Annotated in this window: 16 protein-coding genes; 9 read left to right on the forward strand and 7 right to left on the reverse strand. The window is 68.8% G+C overall.

Annotated elements, in window-relative coordinates; genetic code table 11:
* The first annotated feature begins 7 nt into the window (after positions 1-7).
* The gene (locus tag ACIA12_RS05555) at positions 8-2,989 is read left to right on the forward strand and encodes a hypothetical protein (protein ID WP_396365597.1); all 2,982 of its coding nucleotides are present in this window, start codon (positions 8-10) and stop codon (positions 2,987-2,989) included.
* 84 nt (positions 2,990-3,073) lie between these two features.
* Here ACIA12_RS05555 and ACIA12_RS05560 read toward each other — a convergent pair whose 3' ends face one another.
* Complete coding sequence (locus ACIA12_RS05560; RefSeq protein WP_396365598.1) at positions 3,074-3,979, reverse strand: neutral zinc metallopeptidase; 906 nt, start codon at positions 3,977-3,979, stop codon at positions 3,074-3,076.
* Positions 3,980-4,275: 296 nt separating this feature from the next.
* Between ACIA12_RS05560 and ACIA12_RS05565 the strand changes: the two genes are divergently transcribed.
* Entirely contained in the window at positions 4,276-5,874 is a 1,599-nt protein-coding gene (locus tag ACIA12_RS05565) for an ABC-F family ATP-binding cassette domain-containing protein (RefSeq protein WP_396365599.1), read from the forward strand.
* A gap of 293 nt (positions 5,875-6,167) precedes the next feature.
* Here ACIA12_RS05565 and ACIA12_RS05570 read toward each other — a convergent pair whose 3' ends face one another.
* Positions 6,168-7,091: a phosphotransferase family protein gene (locus tag ACIA12_RS05570; protein WP_396365600.1), complete on the reverse strand. Its 924-nt coding sequence runs from the start codon at positions 7,089-7,091 to the stop codon at positions 6,168-6,170.
* Positions 7,092-7,115: 24 nt separating this feature from the next.
* Between ACIA12_RS05570 and ACIA12_RS05575 the strand changes: the two genes are divergently transcribed.
* The 4 genes from ACIA12_RS05575 to ACIA12_RS05590 all read left to right on the forward strand — a co-directional run bounded on the left by ACIA12_RS05575 (position 7,116) and on the right by ACIA12_RS05590 (position 12,305).
* Entirely contained in the window at positions 7,116-8,765 is a 1,650-nt protein-coding gene (locus tag ACIA12_RS05575; RefSeq protein WP_396365601.1) for a glutamate--tRNA ligase, read from the forward strand.
* 577 nt (positions 8,766-9,342) lie between these two features.
* Positions 9,343-10,113, forward strand: coding sequence for an enoyl-CoA hydratase/isomerase family protein (locus ACIA12_RS05580; RefSeq protein ID WP_396365602.1), 771 nt, complete (start codon positions 9,343-9,345; stop codon positions 10,111-10,113).
* Between the two features lie 68 nt (positions 10,114-10,181).
* A complete protein-coding gene (locus ACIA12_RS05585) occupies positions 10,182-12,074 on the forward strand; it encodes an ABC transporter ATP-binding protein (protein ID WP_396365603.1) in 1,893 nt (630 codons plus the stop codon).
* A 54-nt stretch (positions 12,075-12,128) separates the two neighbouring features.
* Entirely contained in the window at positions 12,129-12,305 is a 177-nt protein-coding gene (locus ACIA12_RS05590; RefSeq protein WP_363823895.1) for a hypothetical protein, read from the forward strand.
* Here ACIA12_RS05590 and ACIA12_RS05595 read toward each other — a convergent pair.
* Together ACIA12_RS05595 and ACIA12_RS05600 are read right to left on the reverse strand one after the other, a co-directional pair.
* Positions 12,295-12,522, reverse strand: coding sequence for a helix-turn-helix domain-containing protein (locus ACIA12_RS05595; RefSeq protein WP_396365604.1), 228 nt, complete (start codon positions 12,520-12,522; stop codon positions 12,295-12,297). The two genes, ACIA12_RS05590 and ACIA12_RS05595, sit on opposite strands and share 11 nt — an antisense overlap.
* 19 nt (positions 12,523-12,541) lie before the next feature.
* Positions 12,542-13,030, reverse strand: a complete 489-nt coding sequence (locus tag ACIA12_RS05600; RefSeq protein WP_396365605.1) for a hypothetical protein — start codon at positions 13,028-13,030, stop codon at positions 12,542-12,544.
* A gap of 81 nt (positions 13,031-13,111) precedes the next feature.
* On the opposite strand from ACIA12_RS05600, the gene ACIA12_RS05605 reads away from it, so the two are divergent.
* Positions 13,112-14,185, forward strand: a complete 1,074-nt coding sequence (locus ACIA12_RS05605; protein WP_396365606.1) for an ATP-dependent DNA ligase — start codon at positions 13,112-13,114, stop codon at positions 14,183-14,185.
* 49 nt (positions 14,186-14,234) lie between these two features.
* On the forward strand, positions 14,235-14,786 hold the full coding sequence (locus ACIA12_RS05610; RefSeq protein WP_396365607.1) for an FHA domain-containing protein: 552 nt from the start codon (positions 14,235-14,237) through the stop codon (positions 14,784-14,786).
* Between the two features lie 167 nt (positions 14,787-14,953).
* On the opposite strand, the gene ACIA12_RS05615 is transcribed toward ACIA12_RS05610, so the two are convergent.
* From ACIA12_RS05615 to ACIA12_RS05625, 3 genes are read right to left on the reverse strand one after another with little or no spacing between them, the layout of a single operon-like run.
* Positions 14,954-15,676 (reverse strand): PIN domain-containing protein, encoded by a 723-nt coding sequence (locus ACIA12_RS05615; protein ID WP_396365608.1) that lies wholly within the window; start codon positions 15,674-15,676, stop codon positions 14,954-14,956.
* Positions 15,673-16,095 carry a hypothetical protein gene (locus ACIA12_RS05620; protein ID WP_396365609.1) on the reverse strand — a complete coding sequence of 141 codons (423 nt, stop codon included), beginning with the start codon at positions 16,093-16,095 and terminating at the stop codon, positions 15,673-15,675. The genes ACIA12_RS05615 and ACIA12_RS05620 overlap by 4 nt, the downstream gene beginning before the upstream one ends.
* Positions 16,096-16,113: 18 nt before the next feature.
* Positions 16,114-17,088, reverse strand: coding sequence for a LysR family transcriptional regulator (locus tag ACIA12_RS05625; protein WP_396365610.1), 975 nt, complete (start codon positions 17,086-17,088; stop codon positions 16,114-16,116).
* Between the two features lie 219 nt (positions 17,089-17,307).
* On the opposite strand from ACIA12_RS05625, the gene ACIA12_RS05630 reads away from it, so the two are divergent.
* A complete protein-coding gene (locus ACIA12_RS05630; protein ID WP_396365611.1) occupies positions 17,308-20,625 on the forward strand; it encodes a M28 family peptidase in 3,318 nt (1,105 codons plus the stop codon).
* Positions 20,626-20,682: the final 57 nt, after the last annotated feature.

Here is a 20,682-nt window from a genome sequence, read left to right on the forward strand (position 1 = left end):
GGCGACGATGGTGAAGACGAGTGAGCCGGTGCGCAACGCACGGCTGCCGCAGCGGTCCGGCGGAGGGGCCGGCGACCGGCTGAAGGGCCTGGCGTCGCTGCTGGCGATCGTCGCGATCGTCGGCGGTGTTCCGTATGTGCTGCTGACCTTCTTCGGCAAGCCGTGGCCCAGCCGGATGCCCAGCCGCGACGTGCTGTTCGACGAGCTGAGCGCCAAGACGATCATCGGCATCATCGCCTTCTTCATCTGGGTGGCGTGGCTGCACTTCGTGATCTGCCTGATCGCCGAGGCGGTGGCAGAGATCCGCGGACATGGCCTGTCGCCGCGGGTCCCGCTCGGCGGCGGTTCGCAGACGCTGGCCCGCCGGCTGATCGCGGGTGTGGTGCTGATCGCGGGCGCCGCCAGCGTCACGCTGCCGGCCGCCAACGCGGTAACGGCCACGTCGGTCGGCAACCCGTCCTCGGTGAGCGTTGCCCAGAGCAACGACAACAGCTCGGTCGAGGCGTTCCGGCAGACCGAACCACGCAGCTCGGTGCAGATCGGCGTCGCGCCGGTGAAGCACACGCACACCGGCGTACGGACGAACAGCGACCACACCGGTCAGGTCGTCAAGTACACGGAGGTCCGGCCGCCGCAGGGCCGCAACTACGACTGCCTGTGGGACATCGCCGAGCGGTACCTGGGTGAGGGCCGGCGGTACAAGGAGATCTACGACCTCAACCACAACAAGCTGCAGCCGGACGGCCGCCGCCTCACCAACCCGGATCTGATCCTGCCGGGCTGGCAGGTGCGGCTGCCCGCTGACGCCAAGGGCGCCGGCGTGCACACCGTGCTCGTCAACGTGGACCACCACCCGGCAGCCAAGACCACCACCACGACTCCGGCTGGCAAGCCGGCCGCCAAGCCGGTGGCCAAGCCCGCTGAGCGGCCGGCCACCCAGGCGCACCCGGCGAGCGAGACGCGGACCGCCGAAGAGGGCGGGAACGCGGTCGGCAGCCGCTGGTTCGAGCACGAGGAGGCCGGTTCGTCGATCGGCGTCGCCGGTACGACGACCAAGCCTGACGCCTCCACGCCGGAGACGACGGGCACCGAGACGACGGGCACCGAGGCCGCCAACCCGGTCGTGGACGGCGCGAAGGTCGAAGCGGCTGGCGGGTTCGACGTCCAGCAGGCCGGGATCTACGGTCTCGGGGCGACGTTGCTCGCCGCTGGTCTGGCCATCGCGCTGAAGCGTCGTCGCGGCTGGGCCCAGGGGCCTGGTCCCAAGGCGGCCGGGCATCGGCAGACCGAGATCGGGCTGCGGCTGGCGTCCGACGTACCGACTGCTCGGTTCGTCGACAACGCGCTGCGTGCGCTCGGCGCGGCGATGACCAACGACAACCGGGTGATGCCGACCGTGGTCGCCGCGCTGGTGACCGATCGGGCGCTGACGCTGGTACTGGAGCCGGGGGAGTCGCAGGCTGCGCCTCCTGGCCCGTGGCAGGCCATTGCTGACGGCACTCGCTGGGTACTACGCCGTGCGTACGGACCTCAGGGCGACGTAGACGCGCCCGCCCCGTACCCGACCCTCGTGACGCTCGGCAGCAACGCCGACGGTGCGATCGTCCTGGTCGATCTCGACACCGCTGACGGCATCGTCAGCTTCGGTGGCGTCACCAACGCCTCTCGCGACGTCGTCGGATCGCTGGCGGCCGAGCTGGCCACGAACCTGTGGTCCGAAGGCGCGCACATCAGCATGGTCGGTTTCGGCGACGACCTGTCGACGCTGGCGCCGAGCCGGTTGAGCTACTGGGTGAGCCTGGACGACGCGCTGCGCGAGGTGACCCGGCGTACCGACGCTCAGGTGCAGGCCTGTGGCCGGCGGGACGCCGACTCGGTCGCCGACGCGCGGATGGCCTTCCCGGACGCGCAGCTGTGGGGTGCGGAGATCATCTTCGTCTCCGCGCCGCCGTCGCCCGAGGAGGAGGCCAAGCTCGCGAAGCTGGCCTCGGACCCGAAGCGCTGCGTCGCTGTGGTCGTCGTCGGTGACGTGATGAGCTCGCCGTGGCGGTTCGTGGTGGACGAGAAGAACCAGGCGGTCTGCCGACTGCTGGGGCTCGAGGTCGATGCCCACAGCATCAATCCGTCGCAGTTCGCGGACCTGGTCGCGCTGTTCGGCGTGGCCGAGGCCGAGGCGCTGGACAAGCGGCGCGCGGATCTCGACATGCCGGCGTACGAGTTCGCCGCGACCGATCTGAGCCAGCCCGCGCCGGTCGAGATCGACCTGCTCGGCCCGGTCGAGGTGGACGCGCGTGGCCCGATCGACCCCGGCCGGATCGCGCTGTCGACGGAGATCGTCGCGTTCCTGGCCAGCCAGGACTACGGCGTACACCCGAACGTGCTGGCCGGTGCGATCTGGCCGCGGGGCATCAGCGACGAGCTGCGCAACGCGGCGCTTGAGCACACCCGCAACTGGGTCGGTGTGGACGCCATGTACGCGGACGAGTCCGGCCGCTGGCTGCTGAACCGCAGCGTCGTCCGGGTCGACTGGGACGTCTTCCGCACGCTGGCCAAGCAGGCGTCGATGATGGAGGACCCGCGTGGTCCGCTGTCGACGGCCCTCAGCCTGGTGCACGGCCAGTCGTGGTCGAACCTGCCCGCGGGCCGCTACTCGTGGCTGGCGGCGTCCGGTGTCGAGCGGAAGATGGCCGAGTCGGTCGTCGACGCGGCACTGCGTCTGGCAGAGGCCAGCCTCCGCCACAACGACGGCAACTTGGCCCGTACGGCCCTCCAGACCGGTCTGAGCTTCTCGCCGGCCTCGGAGGACCTGTGGCGAGCCACGCTGCGACTGGCCGCCCACTTCGGTAGCTCCGAAGATATCGGCAACGTCGCCGCCCAGATGTACGCCGCCCTGGCCAAGCACGGCGCTCCGCGTGGGCCTGAGGCCGAGACGGACGCTCTGGTCGACGAACTGCTCCCGGGGTACCACCGGCCCGCGGCAGTCGCGTAGTACCGGCGCCTTCGAACAAGCAACCGCAAGCAAGAAACCGCCCCCGGGAGGAACTCCTTCCGGGGGCGGTTTGCTGTCGCTGGGTCAGAGCGGGTTGGCCGACCAGGTGTCGCAGCTGTTCATGTCGCCGGAGTCGAGGCCGGTCTGGAACCACTTCATCCGCTGTGCCGCCGTGCCGTGGGTGAAGGACTCGGGGTTGGCCTGGCCCTGCGTCTTCTCCTGGATCCGGTCGTCGCCGACCGAGGCGGCCGCGTCGAGGCCACGCTCGATGTCGTCCTGGGACAGCTCGGTGATCAACGGCTTGCCGCTCTTGGTCGGGACGGTCGTCGCGTGGTTGGTCCAGATACCGGCCAGGCAGTCCGCCTGGAGCTCGGACCGGACCGAGTCGGAGTCGGGGCCCTCGCGGGACTTGATCCGGTCGAGGATGCCGTACAGGTCCTGGATGTGGTGGCCGTACTCGTGAGCCACCACGTACGCCTCCGCGAACGGGCCGCCCTTCGCGCCCAGATCGGTCTCCAGCGTCTTGAAGAAGCCCAGCTCCAGGTACACGGTCTTGTCGGGCGGGCAGTAGAACGGCCCGACGGCCGCCGTCGCCGGTCCACAGCCGGTGCTGACCGAGTTGCTGAAGACCCGCATCGGCGCCTTGGTGTACTTCTTGCCGCGGCGGGGGAGCTCGGCCGCCCAGAACCCCTCGATCGAGTTCTGGTACGCGACGAAGGCGCAGTCCGGGTTCTGGCTGATGTCCTTGCCGGTCTTGCACGAGCCGAGATTGCCGGCCGCCGTGTTCCTGGCCGCGGGCTGGTCGCTGCCGCCTCCGCCGCCGAGGGTGCCGTTCAGGAGCAGGATGACGACCAGCAGGATGACGCCGCCGATCCCGCCGCCGACCGGGATTCCCATCCCGCCCGGAAGCAGTCCGCCGCCTCCACCACCGCTGCCACGGGTGTCTTCGACGCCGCTGGTGTCCAAGTCGGCGTCAGGGTTGAATTTCACAGCACATACACTAGTGCCCTACGACCGAAGTTGTTCGATCGATTGCGACGTTCAGGTGCGTGCATCGTGGTGCTTGAGGACCATCCTCGATGCGGAGCATCGTGGATGGTGCTCAAGTGGCGCGAGGTGCGTGCCTGGGCGGCGGAAGCGCCGAAGAACTTCGGTCGTAGGGCACTAAGACCTCGTCGCTGCAAGAGGCTGCCTTGTGACGCGTCGCTGCGGCCCTGCCCGCATCCTGCCGCTGCCGCCCGCCGACCCAGCCCGTTCCATCCCGACCTGAGGACACCTGCGCCGCCATGATCACTGTCACCAACCTCGAGGTACGCGTCGGGGCCAGGCAACTGCTGTCGCCTGCCTCTTTCCGCGTCGGCCCAGGCGACAAGGTGGGGCTGGTGGGGCGGAACGGCGCCGGTAAGACCACGCTGACCAAGATCCTGGCCGGCGAGGGGCTGCCCGCGTCCGGGTCGGTCAGCTCGTCCGGTGAGATCGGCTATCTGCCCCAGGACCCGCGGACCGGCGACCTCGAGATGCTGGCCCGGGACCGGATCCTGGCGGCGCGCGGGCTGGACGAGGTGGTCCGGCGGATGCGCAACGCGGAGAAGGCGATGGCCAGCGCCGACGACAAGACCCGCGAGAAGGGCATGCGGCGGTACGAACGCGCCGAGGCCGACCTGCACGCCGCCGGCGGGTACGCCGCGGAGTCCGAAGCGGCCCGGATCGCGGCCAACCTCGGTCTGCCGGATCGGGTGCTGGGGCAACCACTCGGAACGCTGTCGGGCGGTCAGCGGCGCCGGGTCGAGCTGGCCCGGATCCTGTTCGCCCAGGCGGAGACGCTGTTGCTGGACGAGCCCACCAACCACCTGGACGCCGACTCCGTCGTCTGGCTGCGTGACTTCCTGAAGAACTATCCCGGTGGCGTGATCATGATCAGCCACGACGTGAACCTGCTCGAGGAGACCGTCACCCGGGTCTTCCACCTGGACGCGAACCGGGCCGAGATCGACATCTACAACGTCGGCTGGAAGGCGTACCTGCTGCAGCGCGAGACCGACGAGCGCCGCCGCAAGCGCGAGCGCGGCAACGCCGAGAAGCAGGCCACGCAGCTGATCGCCCAGGCGAACAAGATGCGCGCCAAGGCGACCAAGGCGACCGCCGCGCAGCAGATGCTCAAGCGGGCCGAGAAGCTGATGTCCGGGCTCGAGGACGAGCGCCAGTCGGACCGCGTCGCGAAGATCTCGTTCCCGACGCCGGCGCCGTGCGGCAAGACCCCGCTGATGGCCAAGGAGCTGTCGAAGTCGTACGGCTCGCTGGAGATCTTCACCGACGTCGATCTGGCCATCGACCGCGGCTCGCGCGTCGTCGTACTGGGCCTCAACGGCGCGGGCAAGACGACCCTGCTCCGGGTGCTGTCCGGGATCGAGAAGATGGACACCGGCGAGGTGATCGACGGCCACGGCCTCAAGCTCGGGTACTACGCGCAGGAACACGAGACGCTCGACGTGAACCGCACGGTGATCGAGAACATGAAGTCCGCGGCCCCCGACCTGAACGAGACCCAGGCCCGCTCGGTCCTCGGCTCCTTCCTCTTCAGTGGCGACGACGCCGACAAGCCCGCCAGCGTCCTGTCCGGCGGCGAGAAAACCCGGCTGGCGCTGGCCACGCTCGTCGTCTCAGCCGCCAACGTCCTGCTCCTCGACGAGCCCACCAACAACCTCGACCCCGCCTCCCGCACCGAGGTCCTCAACGCAATCCGCGCCTACCAAGGCGCCATCGTCCTGGTAACCCACGACGAAGGCGCCGTAGAAGCCCTCGAACCCGAGCGAGTCCTACTCCTCCCCGACGGCGTAGAAGACCTCTGGACCAACGACTACGCCGACCTGGTCTCCCTCGCCTGACCCCCACAGGCGGCTCCTCCGTCGTCTGAAGCCCACGCGCGGCTCCTCCGTCGCCGTGCTCCCCACCCCCGGCGAGGCGCTCCTCCGTCGCACCTCGTCCCGCCGCGAGAACAGCCCCGGAAGGTACTCCCGACCCGGGGTACTGCACGGCGGATCCCGCAGGAGCCTTCGTCCCGGTGGTACTGCCCAGCAGAATCCGACCAGCCCTCGTCCCCGGTACTGGGCGGCATAGCCCGTCGACGCCCTTCTCCCCGGAGTTAGTGCCGGCACCGGGTGGTCGAGGGGGGTGGCTGTCAGGCGAGCAGCGTCTCGAGGTCTCGGAGGCGCGCATACAGGTCAGGTAGGCCTTGGATGCCGTTGAGGGCGGACTCTTGGGAGAGGGCTAGGTCTGGGCCGGTGGTTGCCTCGACGTCTGTCAGGCAGCGGAGGATGTTCCATCTGGTGTGGCCTAGCCAGCCGGCGATCAGGTAGGCGAACCAGCTTGGGCCTGGTGGGGGAAGGGTGCCGCCGGCTGCGGCATAGCCGTCGAGGACCGAGTGGAAGACGGCGGGGTCGACGGTGTCGAAGCCAGGGCCCTTCGCGATGCTCAGGGCGGTCGAGCCGAGTTCGCCGGAGAGGTCGAGCATTCCGGAGAGCTCCCAGTCGAGTACAACAGGCCGGCCGTTTCGGGCGAGCAGGTTCCAGGGCTGGATGTCCTTGTGGGTAAGGACAACGGGGCCTGGCCGTTCGCAGGTGTCGACGCAGTGGGCGATTGCCAGGAAGGTATCGACCTGGGAGGCGAGCTCCTCGGCCCACGGCTGGTTGGTTTGCGCCGCGCGCTGGGCGAGTACAGGCCAGTCTTGTGGCGTGGGTTCCTCAGTTGAATCCTCGGTCCACTCGACGTCGAGCGCGTGGAGGCGGGCGAGAATCTCACCGATCTCGAACGCGTACGCCTCCGGTACGGGCGCTTCGGGGATCTTCTCCCCGTCGACCCACCGGTGGACGAGCGTGTGCTGGTCGGCCGAGATCGGTTCCGGCATCGGGATGCCGGCGGCGAAGGCAGCGCGCTCCAACCTGAAGACGTCCTCGACGCGGTACGTCCAGCGACGGTCGGCGAGGTTCAGTTCCTTCACCGCGAACGATCCCTGGTCGGTGTCGAGCCGGTACATCCGGTTGGCGAACCCGCCGTGGACCCGGGTCATCGGCCCGGTCGGCGTACCGAGATAGGAGAGATTCACCTGATGCACTCTAGGGTTGCGGGCATGGATGTCGATGCTCTTTTTCCTGCTGACCTGCCGGAACCGGCGTACTGGGAGGAGCAGTTCCCACCGCGCGAGCTGCCCGAGGGGGCGAAGGTCACGCGGCTCGGGCCGTCGCCGACCGGGTTCATCCACATCGGCGGCATCTACGTCGGGATGATCGACCGGGATGTCGCGTCGAACACCGGTGGGGTGTATCTGGTCCGCGTCGAGGACACCGACCAGTCGCGGGAGGTCGAGGGCGCGCTGGAGCAGTTCGCTCGCGGGTTCGCGTACTTCGGCATCGAGTCCGATGAGCACGCGGGCCACGGTTCCTACGGGCCGTACCTGCAGTCGCAGCGGGAGCAGATCTACCTGAGCTACGTACGTCACCTGCTCCGGCAGGGCAAGGCGTACCTGTGCTTCGCCACGAAGGACAAGCTCGCCGAGACGACTCAGCGTCAGCAGGCGGCCAAGGTTCCGAGCGGGTACTACGGCAAGTGGGCGATCTGGCGCGACGCGCCGGTGGCTGACGTCGAGGCCAAGCTCGCCGAAGGCGCGCCGTACGTCGTCCGCTTCCGCGCCCCGGACGGCGCTGACGGGCAGCGGGCCTCGTTCGTGGACGCGATCCGCGGCCGGCTCGAGCACGAGGCGAACCGCAACGACGCGGTGATCCTGAAGTCGTCGGACCAGTCGCTGCGGCTGCCGACGTACCACTTCGCCCATGCGGTCGACGATCACCTGATGCGGGTGAACCTGGTGATCCGCGGCGATGAGTGGATCTCGTCGGTACCGCTGCACCAGCAGCTGTTCGCGGCGCTGGAGTTCGAGCCGATCGAGTACGCGCACATCGCGCCGCTGATGAAGCAGATCCCCGGCGGCAAGCGGAAACTGTCCAAGCGCAAGGACCCTGAGGCCGGCGTCGACTTCTACATCGGCGAGGGCTTCCCGGCCGAGGCGGTCCTGTACTACCTCCGCGGACTCGCGAACGGGCGACTGGCCGAGATCCCACTGGCCGAGGCGTTGCAGGCGCCGATCCACCTCGACCAGTGCGGTGTCGCCGGTCCGCTGGTCGACCTCGTCAAGCTGGAAGACATCAGCGCGGACCACATCGCGACGCTGACCGGCCCGCAGATCTTCGACGCGGTGCGGGTGTGGGCCACCCAGTACGACCCGGAGCTCGTCACCGTCCTGGACAACGAACCGGAGCTTGCCCTGCGAGCGCTGGCTGTCGAGCGTGACGGCGTCGAGAACCCCCGCAAGGACCTCCGGAAGTGGTCGAACTTCCGCCCCGAGTACGGCTTCTTCTTCCCCGAACTCTTCCAACCGCTGACCGGCCCCACTGACGAGCGCCTGGCCGCGCTGAAGGTCGCGCCGGACATCGTCAAGGAATTCGCCGAGGAGCTGATCGCCGGCTACGAGCACCTGGACGACCCGCAAGCCTGGTTCGCCCAGATCCGCGACCTGGCGGTGAAACAGGGCTTCGCCCCGAACGCCAAGGAGTACAAGAAGAACCCGGACGCCTACCCAGGCTCGATCCGCGAGGCCTCCCAGCTGGTCCGGGTAGCCATCACCGGCTCCACCCGCAGCCCCGACCTACACGCCACCACCAAGGCCCTCGGCGCCCCCGAAACCCTCCGCCGCCTCCAGGCACTGACGGGAACCACCGCCTAGTCCACCAGCGACCCCGCGAAGCCGGCTGGATCGAGTTTGCAAGCGCAGGCGGTTCGGCCGGCTGGCCCCATGGGTTGGCTTCGCCGGAATCTGCAGAGGACAGCACCGGACCATCCCGCGGACGCCAGCTCGCTGGGGGCGCTTACCGGCTGGCATCCGGCGCACGTCAGCCCGCTGCGCGGGCTTACCGGCTGGCATCTGGCCGGCTCCCAGGAGAGGCGTGGCATCGAGGTCTCGCGGGGTTGTGGGTGCTGGGGCCGATGTCGCCGGCGGCGTTGGGTGGGACCGCTCGGGCAGGCTCCGGGCAGCCGCGTCGGGCCGAGCCGCGGGTCGTTCCGCCCCGAACGGCCGGCGGCCTTGGCGACGATCGCTTGGCTCCGAGGTGGCCCGGTGGCTGTGGGGTCCGGCGCAGTGGTTGCTTTCGCGGCGGGACGAGGTGCGACGGAGGAGCGCCTCGCCGGGGGTGGGGAGCACGGCGACGGAGGAGCCGCGCGTGGGCGTGGGAGGCGTCGCGCGTGGGGTGTAGTGCGACGAACGCCTCACGGGTGGTGGGGGTGGGGTGACGTATGTTCCTGGCATGGGTGAACTTGGATTGCGGTTGTCGGTGGAGGGGGCTGTGGCCCGGGTGGTGCTGGATCGGCCGGAGGTGCGGAACGCGCAGACTCCGGCGATGTGGGCTGCCTTGTCGGAGTTCGGGGCGGCGTTGCCTGATGAGGTTCGGGTTGTCGTGGTGTCGGGGGAGGGGCAGTCGTTCTCGGCGGGGCTGGATCGCAATCTGATGATGGGTGAGCCGGTTGATGGGCAGGAGCCGTTGCTCACCCTCGGGAAGAAGCCTGCTGATGAGTTGCAGGAGTTGATCTCGCATTTCCAAGGCGGGTTCTCGTGGCTGCGGAAGCCGGAGATCGTAAGTATCGCGGCGGTGCAAGGACACGCGGTGGGCGCCGGCTTCCAGCTCGCCTTGGCTTGTGATCTGCGGGTGGTGACGCCGGACGCGAAGTTCAGCATGCGGGAGCCGGCGCTAGGGCTGGTACCTGACCTGGGCGGCACGCAACCGCTGGTGCAGCTGGTCGGGTACTCGCGAGCCCTGGAGATCTGCGTGACGTCGCGCTGGGTGGAGGCGGCTGAGGCGCAGCAGATCGGGTTGGCGAACATCGTCGTACCGGCGGAGGAGCTGGCCGGGACGGTGAAGGACCTCTCGGAGGCAGTGTTGTCGCCATTGGTCGGTGCGGTCCGGGAGACGAAGGCGCTGTTGCTGGGCGCCTTCGACAGTACGTACGAGGAGCAGTTGAAGGCGGAGCGCGAGGCGCAGGCACGCCGGCTTGCCGAGTTGATCGCGGCCTTCGGCTAACCGCAGGGAAGCTTCGGCTGACATCAGGTGTTGTCAACGTTGACGAGTTGAGTGTGGGGAGGGACCGGATGTCTGCAGGGATGCGCATGGGTGGCGGCGGCAGCGCGATGAGCTGGCGGCGGCAGGACGCGTCGGTGGTGGATCGGAAGCTGGCCAAGGGCACGCTGCGGCGCATTCTGCGGTTCGCCAAGCCGTTCAAATGGCATATCAGCGCGTTCCTGGCGCTGGTGATCATCTCGGCGTTCCTGGTGATCGCCTCGCCGTTGCTGTTCAAGAAGATCGTCGACGACGGCATCACCAAGGGCAACGCGAGATTGGTGACCGCGCTGGCTCTGGTGGTGGCGCTGCTCGCGGTGGTCGAGGCTGCACTCGGCCTGATGCAGCGCTGGTTCTCGGCACGCATCGGAGAGGGCCTGATCTACGACCTGCGGACGAAGGTGTTCGCGCACGTGCAGCAGATGCCGGTCGCGTTCTTCACCCGGACGCAGACCGGAGCGCTGGTATCCCGGCTGAACAACGACGTGATCGGCGCCCAGCAGGCGTTCACGTCAACGCTGTCCGGCGTCGTCTCCAACGTGATCAGTCTGATCCTCGTGGTCGGCGCGATGCTCCTGCTCAGCTGGCAGCTGACGGCCGTCGCGATCCTGATCCTGCCGGTCTTCCTCTTGCCGGCCCGGTACCTGGGTCGCCGGCTCGCCGCGATGACCCGCGAGCAGATGACCCTGAACGCCGAGATGTCGACCGCGATGACCGAGCGCTTCTCCGTCGGCGGCGCGCTGCTCGTGACCTTGTTCGGCAAGCCCGAGCTGGAGAACGCGCAGTTCGGCGAGAAGTCCGGTCGAGTCCGTGACCTGGGCATCCGCATCGCGATGCTCGGCCGCGTCTTCTTCACCGCGCTGACCCTGGTCGCCGCGCTGGCGACAGCACTCGTGTACGGCGTCGGCGGCAACCTCGCAGTACGCCAGACCCTGACCGTCGGCACCCTGCTCGCACTCGTCGCGCTGCTCGGCCGGCTCTACGGTCCGCTGACCGCGCTCTCCAACGTCCGCGTCGACGTGATGACCGCGCTGGTCTCCTTCGAGCGAGTCTTCGAGGTCCTCGACCTCGAACCGATGATCAAGGACGCCCCGGACGCCAAGCCCCTGCCGCCCAACGCGGCATCGGTGACCTTCGACAAGGTCGCCTTCGGGTACCCGACCGCCGAGGAGGTCTCGCTGGCCAGTCTCGAGTCGGTGGCTGTCCTCGACAAGCGGGTGAACGCGCAGGTCCTCGAAGACATCAGCTTCACCGTCGAGCCAGGCCAGATGATCGCCCTGGTCGGTCCGTCCGGCGCGGGCAAGACGACCATCACCAACCTGGTCGCCCGCCTGTACGACGTGACGGGCGGCGCGGTCCGGATCGGTGGCGAGGACGTCCGCGCGGTCACCCTGGAGTCGCTGCACGACGCGATCGGGTACGTGACGCAGGACGCCCACATGTTCCACGACACCATCCGCGCCAACCTCGCCTACGCCAAACCCGACGCCACCGACGAGGAGATGGCCAGCGCGTTGCGCTCGGCGCAAGTGTGGGACCTGGTGAAAACCCTCCCCGACGGCCTCGACACAGTCGTCGGCGACCGTGGTCACCGGCTGTCCGGGGGCGAGCGGCAGCGCCTCGCGATCGCCCGGCTGTTGCTGAAGGCGCCGCGCATCGTCGTACTGGACGAAGCGACCGCGCACCTGGACTCCGAGTCGGAGGTGGCCGTCCAGAAGGCTCTGGACACAGCGCTCGAGGGTCGCACCTCGCTCGTCATCGCCCACCGCCTGTCGACCGTGCGGAACGCGGACCAGATCCTGGTGGTTGACCACGGCAACATCGTCGAACGCGGGACGCACGAGGAGTTGCTCGCCCTTGACGGCGAGTACGCGGACCTCTACCACACCCAGTTCGCCGAATCCGGCTCAGCCGCGGGCGTGTAACTAGTTGACGGGGTAGCGTTTGTCCTGACGTGAGGTCGTGAGGGAGGCCGTCGGGTGATCAAGTTCGCGCTCGTGCTGGGTGCCGGCTACACAGGCTACAAGCTCGCGTACCACTCCGAGGACGGCCGTCACTACGGCAAGGTCGGCGAGCAGGGCCTGCGGGCCACGCTCTCCCTGGTCTTCGCCGCCCTGGCGGCCGGCTGCACCTACGCCGCCCTGCTCATCCACTGACCAGCGCGAGATGGCGCCGCACCGGCGCCGCGACGGTCGGCCTCATCGCCAGCAACATGCGCACCACGTCGTCACTCGTGAAGCGCAGCTCCGACGGCAGCGGACCTGGCGTGCGCAGCGGGCTCACGGTCCCGGCCGCGACGTGCTTGTAGACGGCGAACACCGAGATCCGCAGCAACTCGGCGACCTCGTCGGTCGTGTAAAGGGTTGGACTCACGCCTGTCTAACGACGCTGACTACTTTTCGTCTTGTTCGAGCAGATGAAGAACCGGTACGCCGAGATGCCGGCGGGCCGAATTGGTCCAGTCGAGGTGGAAGAACTCCGCCACGATGTGCGGCCGGGTGAGGATGATGACCTCTCGCCCGCCGACCTTGTCCACCGTCGCGGTCAGCGCGTCGATCGGCCGGTCGTGGGAGATCCCGCCCTCGGCCTGCTGACCGAGATCCCGCAGCCGCTGGATGCTGCGCCCGGTGCAGTCGCTCGCCTCGCTGTCGATCGCCTTCTGCGCCTCGGCGAGGTCCTCGCGCTGGTTGGCCAGTCCTGGTCCGTAGAGATCCGCGGTCCCGAGCGCGCTGATCGACGCCTCGACGCCCGCCTCGGCGTTGTGGCACGGCACGAGCACGTGGTACTTCACCGGCTCGGGCATGTCCTGGTGCAGCTCGACCACGCGCTTCGCGTCGGTCTCGGTCAGTTCCTGCTCGACCAGCAGTACGACGTCGTACATCTCGGTACCTCCGGTTCATACCAGTCGGTATTGGCTCCATCATGCCCCCGGTTCGGCCTGGATGGGGGCAGAATGGCCGCCATGAAGCTACCCGTGATGCCGCCGGTCCCGCCGATGCTGGCGAAGCCGATCAAGCAGATCCCGGACGGGAACGTCAGCTTCGAGCCGAAGTGGGACGGATTCCGCTCGATCATCTTCCGCGACGGCGACGAGGTGGAGATCGGCAGCCGGAACGAGAAGCCGATGACCCGGTACTTCCCGGAGCTGGTCGAGGCGATCAAGGCGAACCTGCCGGAACGCTGCGTGATCGACGGCGAGATCGTCGTGGTCGGCGCGTCGGGGGACCGGCTCGACTTCGAAGTACTGCAGCAGCGGATCCATCCGGCCGCCTCCCGGGTCAAGATGCTGTCCGAGACGACGCCGGCCCGGTTCGTCGCGTTCGACCTGCTCGCGCTGGGCGACACGGACTACACCGAGCGGCCGTTCGCCGAGCGGCGGGAGGCGCTGGAGCAGGCGCTGGCCAAGGCCGCGGCGCCGATCCACCTGACCCGGACGACGACCGACAAGGCGACCGCGACCGAGTGGTTCAACCAGTTCGAGGGTGCTGGGCTGGACGGCGTGATCGCGAAGCCGCTCGACGGCCTGTACCTGCCGGACAAGCGGACCATGTTCAAGATCAAGCACGAGCGGACCGCGGACTGCGTGGTCGCGGGCTACCGGGTGCACAAGAGCGGCGAGAACCGGATCGGGTCGCTGCTGCTCGGCCTCTACAACGCCGAGGGCGTGCTCGCCAGCGTCGGCGTGATCGGCGCGTTCCCGATGGCCCGTCGCGAGGAACTGTTCGTGGAGCTGCAGGAGCTCGTCACCGACTTCGACGACCATCCGTGGGCCTGGGCGAAGCAGGAGGAGGGCAACCGGACTCCCCGCAATGCGGAGGGCAGCCGGTGGCAGGCGGGGAAGGACCTCAGCTTCGTGCCGCTGCGCCCTGAGCGGGTGGTCGAGGTGAAGTACGACCACATGGAGGGGGTTCGCTTCCGGCACACCGCCCAGTTCGTGCGCTGGCGCGAGGACCGGACGCCGGAGTCGTGCACCTACGAGCAGTTGGAGGAGCCGATCAAGTTCGACCTGGCCGACGTGCTGACCGCCCGGCCTTGAGGCGGGCCTGTGCTGGACAGGTGAACCCGGAGGCACGGACAATCCAGGCATGACGGCGGATCGGATCGAGCTGGCGCGTCCCTCGGACGCCGAGCGTGATCGGGCGCTGGCGATCCTGCGCGACGGAGCCGGTTCGGGACGTCTCTCGCACGACACCTTCATCCGCCGGATGAACTTCGTACTGCGGGCGCAGAGCCGCCGTGAGCTGGCCAACGCGACGCACGACCTCCCCGGCACCGAACCACGCGTCGTCCAGCTGCTCAACCGCCTGCTCGCCCGCATCCCGCGCCTGACGATCACCCCGCGGACAGCAGCGCCGTACATCCGCCCGCAAGGCCTTGCCCTGCCGTCACCGGACTCGCCCACGGTCCGCATCGGCCGCGGCCCCGGTGCCACGCTCCGGGAGACCGACCTCTCGGTCTCCCGCTTCCACGCCGAGCTCCGCCATGTCGACGACGGCTGGCTGCTCCGCGACCTCGGCTCGATGAACGGCACCCACCTCAACGGCCTCCGCATCACCACCCCGGTCCGAGTCCGCCCAGGCGACCACATCCGCTTCGGCGCAGTAACCTACCGCCTAACCTGGACCGACCAGAGCTAGCCCGAGCCGCTCGTGGCTGCCGGCCCGAGCCGCCGGAGCCGCCCCTCCTGCCGGAGCCAGCGCTCCCCGCCGGAGCCGGCCCGAGCCGCCGCTCTCGTCGGAGCCAGCGCTCTCGCCGGAGCCGGCCGGAGCCGCCGCTCTTGCCGGAGCCTGCGGCTGGTCCGGAGTTAGCGCTCCTGGCTGGTGGACTTCTCGGGGCCGTCGGTGCCGGCCTTGCGCGCCTCGGGGGCTGTTGACGGCGCGCTCACCGCCTGGCTGGCCGGGGCGGTGCCTTGGAGGGCCGCTTGGGATGCCTTCGTCACCTGCAGGTTGGGGTGTGAGCCCTGCTGCTCAGGCGGGACCATCGAGTTGAGCTTGTGGGCGAAGCCCTTCAGGTCCTGCTGGGTCGCCATCTTGTCGATCAGCTCCGGCATCGTCTGCGGCGACCGGCGGTTGCGGTCGACCATCTCCTGCATCGCGCCGACCACCTCCCGCGGATGATCGTCGGCGAGCTGGTTCAGGAACTCCGACGTCCGCTCGACCTTCATCGCGTGCGGGCCGGTGGCCGGCGGGTCGAAGTCCTTGGTGTTCTCGGTGACCAGGACATCCGACTCACCCTGGACGGCCGCGGCCAGCACGTGCTTGTCCTTCTCGTCCGCCTGCATCTGCGGCGCGAGTCCCTCGTACCCGGTCGTCATCGCCGCCGGAAACACCTTGTTCATCTGCGCGAACCGCTTGTTGACCGCTTCCTCGCTGACCCCCGGCGGCCGGTTGCGCCCGGCCTCGTTCAGCACGTCCTGCGACCACTGCGGCTGGTACAGGCGCTTGGCGGCGAGCGTCATCATGATGTCGGTGGTGAGCTGGCCGCGCAGTACGTTCGCGTCGAGGAACGCGCTCCGGGGATTCGTCATCGGTCACCGTCCTGAGGGTCGTCCCACGACTCCTCCTCGGCGAACGACTGGAGCATCTCGTCGCGCGCGGCGTCGAGCCGGGCGCTGAGGGCCAGTACGTCGGACAGCTGGACCCAGTCGACGTAGTCGGACGACCGGAACGGGATCTCGCCCTGGCTGACCAGCAGCCGGAGCTCCTTGCGCGGCATCAGGGCCGCGTCGGCGGCCTCGTCGATCGGGAGCTCCTGGCGCAGCGGGGTGATCTGGACGGCATACCCCTCACGGAGAGCGGCCTCGACGTACGCCATCGCCTCGTGGACCTTCGGCGGGATGTCGTGCCGCGCGCCGGACGGGTCGACCAGCGCGGGGCCGTTGGCCACCAAATTGCGGTCCTGCTCGGCCAGCAGGAAGACCTTGGGGCGGGTCGGCGTGACGTCCATGCACCGGATTCTAGGTGCTCATGGGTTGAGTACGGTGGGATGTGCCCCGGGGTTGGCGGACCACCAGGGCCGGGCGGCGGCGTGGGTGGCGATGGTCTGGCGGTAGACGTCGGTGAAGGCGCGGTGGATCAGGTCGACGTCAGTCTGCGGGGTGCTGTCGGCGCGCCAGCGGAGGGCGCGGCGCCAGAGCAGCGGCGCCCCGGTGATCGGCAGGACGATCGTGTTCGGGATCTCCCGCACCGTCGGAGCACACAGGCTGATGCCCCGGCCGGCACCGATCAGTTGCTCGATCTCGGACGTGTCGAGGTTGGCGTAGCGGAACTCCGGCGTGAACCCGGCCGACTCGCAGATGCTGCGCAGGTAGGCGAGATCGCCGTCCTCCTTGCCCGCCGGCGGGCAGATCCAGATCTCCTCGGCCAGATCCTCCAACGCGATGGTGTCCTTGCCAGCGAGCCGGTGGTCGGCAGGCAGCGCGACCGCGAAGGGCTCGGGCCAGACCATCGTCTGTTCGCGGATTCCCGGCGGACACGGTGGCGCATACGCGTCGTCACACCGTCCGAGCATCACCACGTCGACCACATCGGCAGCCAGCAGATCAGTCAGTACTGCGCACGACGGGTCCACCTGCGCGGCGATCTGGCGACCTGGCAGCAGCTGTTCGAGCCGCGACAGCCAGGCCCCGAACATGACGGTCCGGACCGCGCCGAGGCGTAGTACCGACGAGCTGGTCGTATAACGCCGGCTGCTGCCGACCAGCTCGTCCATGTCGGCCAGCATCGCTCGTGCCCGGCCCAGTACGTGCTTGCCGAGTGGCGTCGCGACCACGCCGTACGGGCCGCGTTCGAACAGAACACCGCCGATCGCGTCCTCGATTCTGTGCAACTGGGCGGTCAAAGACGGCTGGGAGACCCCCAGGGCCGCCGCGGCCTTGGAGACGCTGCCCGTGTCCGCCAGGCGGCAGACGACCCGCAGATGACGTAGTTCCAGCTCCATAGCGGTGAGGTTATGCCCTGCTGGGATAAGACAGCCATAACTCGCAGGTGCCAATCTCTTCCAACAGAGGAAGCCGGGAGTTCATCCACCTGCCCACGGAACTCTTCGGCGCGCACCGCCCAAGCGCGCACCAGGCATCCTCGCCCCCGCCATCCGCCGGCTGGTTTGCAGCCCCCGGCCGATGGCGGGGGCTCCGCCCCCTCAGTGAGGAAGTGTCCCGTGAAGAGCACAGCCCTGCGCGTCGTCGCAGCCGGTTGCGTGCTGAGCCTGGCAGCAGCCGCCACAGCGGTGATCGCCATGAGGATGCCGTCGGCATCTGCTCAGCAAGACGCAGCACCACCGGTGAATCCGCGAGCCGCCGCGCTCAAGACGGCGGACCGCCTGGTCCAAGGCCGGGTCGCCGAACTCAAGGCGAGCCCGAGTGACCAGTTCGTCCGCCAGCAAGACATCAGCACGCCTTGGGGCCTGCAGTACGTGAGCTACCAGCGCACGTACCAGGACCTGCCCGTGATCGGTGGCGACTTCGTGGTCGCGACCGATGCCCAGGGCAACGCCAAGAGCCTGACCGTGGCCCAGCAGGATGTCATCACCGTCGACCGGCGCCCGGTGGTCACCAAGGCCGCCGCCAAGAAGGTCGCGCTCAAGGCCATCACCGACGGCAAGGCGGCTCCTGGTGAGCCGGCGCTCGTCGTCTACGCCGGCACGAAGAAGCCGGTACTGGCCTGGGAAGCGATCGTCCAGGGCCGCAACCACGGCGAGCTGAGCCGGCAGAAGGTGTACGTCGACGCGCGTACCGGCAAGTTCCTGCAGGCGATCGAGCAGACCGCGGCCGGCACCGGTACCGGGATCTGGAACGGCTCGAACCTGACGATCGGCACCACCAAGTCGGGTACCACGTACTCGATGACCGACCCGGCCCGCCCCAACCTGCGCTGCGGTGACCAGTCGACCGGCAGCACCTACTCCGGCGCGGACGACGTGTGGGGCAGCACGTCGAAGACCGACAAGGAAGCCGGCTGCACCGACGTCATGTACGTCGCGGCCGGCGAGTGGGACATGCTGAAGAACTGGTACGGCCGCAACGGGCTCGACGGCAACGGCAAGTGGGCCGACGCGCTGGTCGGGCTCGGCGACGTCAACGCGTACTGGGGTTCGCAGTACAACTCCGACGGCGTCGTCTTCGGCTACAACAACGCGCGCAACTGGATCACCGCGACGGACGTGGTCGCCCACGAGTACGGGCACGGCCTGGACGCGATGACGCCCGGCGGCATCTCCGGCTACCCGTCCCAGGAAGCTGTCGCCGACATCTGGGGCACGCTGAGCGAGTTCTACCTGAACAACGCCAACGACAAGCCGGACTACGAGATCGGCGAGACGATCAACCTGACCGGCTCGGGCCCGATCCGGTACATGTACCAGCCGTCGAAGGTCTCCGGTCACCCGGACTGCAACTCGTCCAGCCTGCCGAACGAGATCCACGCCTCGGCCGGCCCGATGAACCACTGGTTCTATCTGCTTGCCGAGGGCACCAATCCGACCAACGGCCAGCCGACCAGCCCGACCTGCAACAACACCACGCTGACCGGCATCGGCCACCAGGAAGCCGGCAAGCTGTTCTACAACGCGATGCTGACCAAGACATCGAACATGTCCTACGGCAAGTGGCGTTCGACCACGCTCACCGCTGCCAAGAACCTGGACAGCACTTGCGCGTTGCACGCCAAGGTGAAGGCCGCTTGGGATGCCGTCTCGGTCGGCGCCCAGTCCGGGGAAGCGACCTGTACTCCGAGCGGCAACGACTTCACCCTCTCCGTCTCACCGGCCAGCGGGTCGGTCAAGCCGGGGGAGAGCGCGACCGCCACGGTGAACACCGTGATCGGCAGTGGCTCGGCCCAGACCGTCCGGTTCACCGCGACCGGGTTGCCGAGCGGCGCGACCGCGACCTTCGACCCGAGCTCGGTCCAGTCGGGCAACTCCTCGACCCTGAAGATCGCTACCACGTCGAGCACGCCGGAAGGCGCGTACACCGTGACGATCACCGGTGACGGCACGGACGTGGACAAGACCGCGACGTACCGGCTCACCGTCGGCGGTTCCACCCCGCCCGCCGGCGTACCGGACATCGACGTCGAGAAGGTCAAGGCGCACCTGGCCGCGCTGCAGCAGGCGGCTGACAACAACGGCGGCAACCGGCGGGCCGGGAGCGCGGGCCACACCGCGTCGGTCACGTACATCGAGCAGAAGCTGCGCGACGCCGGCTACACGGTCGTCAAGCAACGCTGCACGAGCTGCCAGTACCCGTCGGACAATCTGATCGCGGACTTCCCGGGCGGTGACGCCAACCAGGTCGTCATGCTCGGCGCGCACCTCGACAGCGTCAGCGCGGGCCCCGGCAGCAACGACAACGGTTCGGGCTCGGCCACCATCCTGGAGGTCGCGCTGCGGCTCGCCCAGGACAAGCCGACGCTGGCCAAGCACGTCCGGTTCGGCTGGTGGACCGACGAGGAGCAGGGCCTGAACGGCTCCGAGTTCTACGTCGGCCAGCTGTCCTCGGCCGACCAGGCGAAGATCAAGGCGTACTTCAACTTCGACATGGTCGCCTCGACCAACGCCGGCTACTTCGTCAACAACATCACCACCGAGACCGGCAAGGTGCTGAAGGCCTTCTACGACGGCCTGAACCTGCAGCCGGAAGAGAACACCGAGGGAGTCGGCCGGTCCGACGACGCCTCCTTCAAGAACGCGGGTATCCCGACCAGCGGTGTGGCCGCCGGTGCCAGTGCCCGCAAGACCACCGCACAGGCGACCAAGTGGGGCGGCACGGCCAACCAGGCCTACGACTCCTGCTACCACTCGGCCTGCGACAAGTACCCGTCGAACGTGTCCTCGACGGTGCTGGACCGGAGCGCGGACGCCGCGGCGTACGGGCTGTGGAAGCTGGCAGTCGGCGATGCCCCGCCGACCGGCAGCGACTTCTCGATCTCGCTGAGCCCCACCTCGGGGTCGGTTGCCCCGGGCAGCTCGGCGCAGACGACGGTCGGTACTACGACCAGCAGCGGTGACCCGCAGTCGGTGCAACTGTCGGCCAGCGGGCTGCCATCGGGTGCGACCGCATCCTTCTCGCCGTCAACGGTGACGTCGGGCAGCTCCTCCACGCTCACTCTGGCGACGTCGGCCACAACGCCGGCCGGGACGTACCAGGTGGTCGTGAAAGGCACCGGCGCGGTCAGCCACTCGGCGACGTACAGCCTGACGGTGACGGGCTCGTCGACGGGCACCGTGACCGTGCAGAACCCGGGCAGCCAGTACGGGTTCGTCGGCTGGTCGTCCTTCCCACTGCAGATCCGGGCCACCTCGAGCGCCGGCCTGCCGATCACCTTCCGGGCGACAGGCCTTCCTGCCGGCCTGTCCATCAGCGCGGCCGGAGTGGTGTCAGGTACGCCGACGACGCGCGGCTCTTACACGGCGACAGTGACTGCAACCGACAGTGGCGGGGCGAGCGGTAGCGCCACCTTCGGCTACACGATCTGGTAAGCAGCCACGCGCAGAGCGCCCCGGACCGTCCACCAGGCGGCCCCGGGGCGCTCTGCG

It is taken from the genome of Kribbella sp. NPDC051620, from assembly GCF_044453825.1.
Lineage (GTDB): Bacteria > Actinomycetota > Actinomycetes > Propionibacteriales > Kribbellaceae > Kribbella.

Coding starts and splice junctions, on each gene's coding strand:
- ACIA12_RS05555 (WP_396365597.1), top strand. CDS start 8: ATGGTGAAGACGAGTGAGCCGGTGCGCAACGCACGGCTGCCGCAGCGG.
- ACIA12_RS05565 (WP_396365599.1), top strand. CDS start 4,276: ATGATCACTGTCACCAACCTCGAGGTACGCGTCGGGGCCAGGCAACTG.
- ACIA12_RS05575 (WP_396365601.1), top strand. CDS start 7,116: ATGGATGTCGATGCTCTTTTTCCTGCTGACCTGCCGGAACCGGCGTAC.
- ACIA12_RS05580 (WP_396365602.1), top strand. CDS start 9,343: ATGGGTGAACTTGGATTGCGGTTGTCGGTGGAGGGGGCTGTGGCCCGG.
- ACIA12_RS05585 (WP_396365603.1), top strand. CDS start 10,182: ATGTCTGCAGGGATGCGCATGGGTGGCGGCGGCAGCGCGATGAGCTGG.
- ACIA12_RS05600 (WP_396365605.1), bottom strand. CDS start 13,030: ATGTACGACGTCGTACTGCTGGTCGAGCAGGAACTGACCGAGACCGAC.
- ACIA12_RS05605 (WP_396365606.1), top strand. CDS start 13,112: ATGAAGCTACCCGTGATGCCGCCGGTCCCGCCGATGCTGGCGAAGCCG.
- ACIA12_RS05610 (WP_396365607.1), top strand. CDS start 14,235: ATGACGGCGGATCGGATCGAGCTGGCGCGTCCCTCGGACGCCGAGCGT.
- ACIA12_RS05615 (WP_396365608.1), bottom strand. CDS start 15,676: ATGACGAATCCCCGGAGCGCGTTCCTCGACGCGAACGTACTGCGCGGC.
- ACIA12_RS05620 (WP_396365609.1), bottom strand. CDS start 16,095: ATGGACGTCACGCCGACCCGCCCCAAGGTCTTCCTGCTGGCCGAGCAG.
- ACIA12_RS05625 (WP_396365610.1), bottom strand. CDS start 17,088: ATGGAGCTGGAACTACGTCATCTGCGGGTCGTCTGCCGCCTGGCGGAC.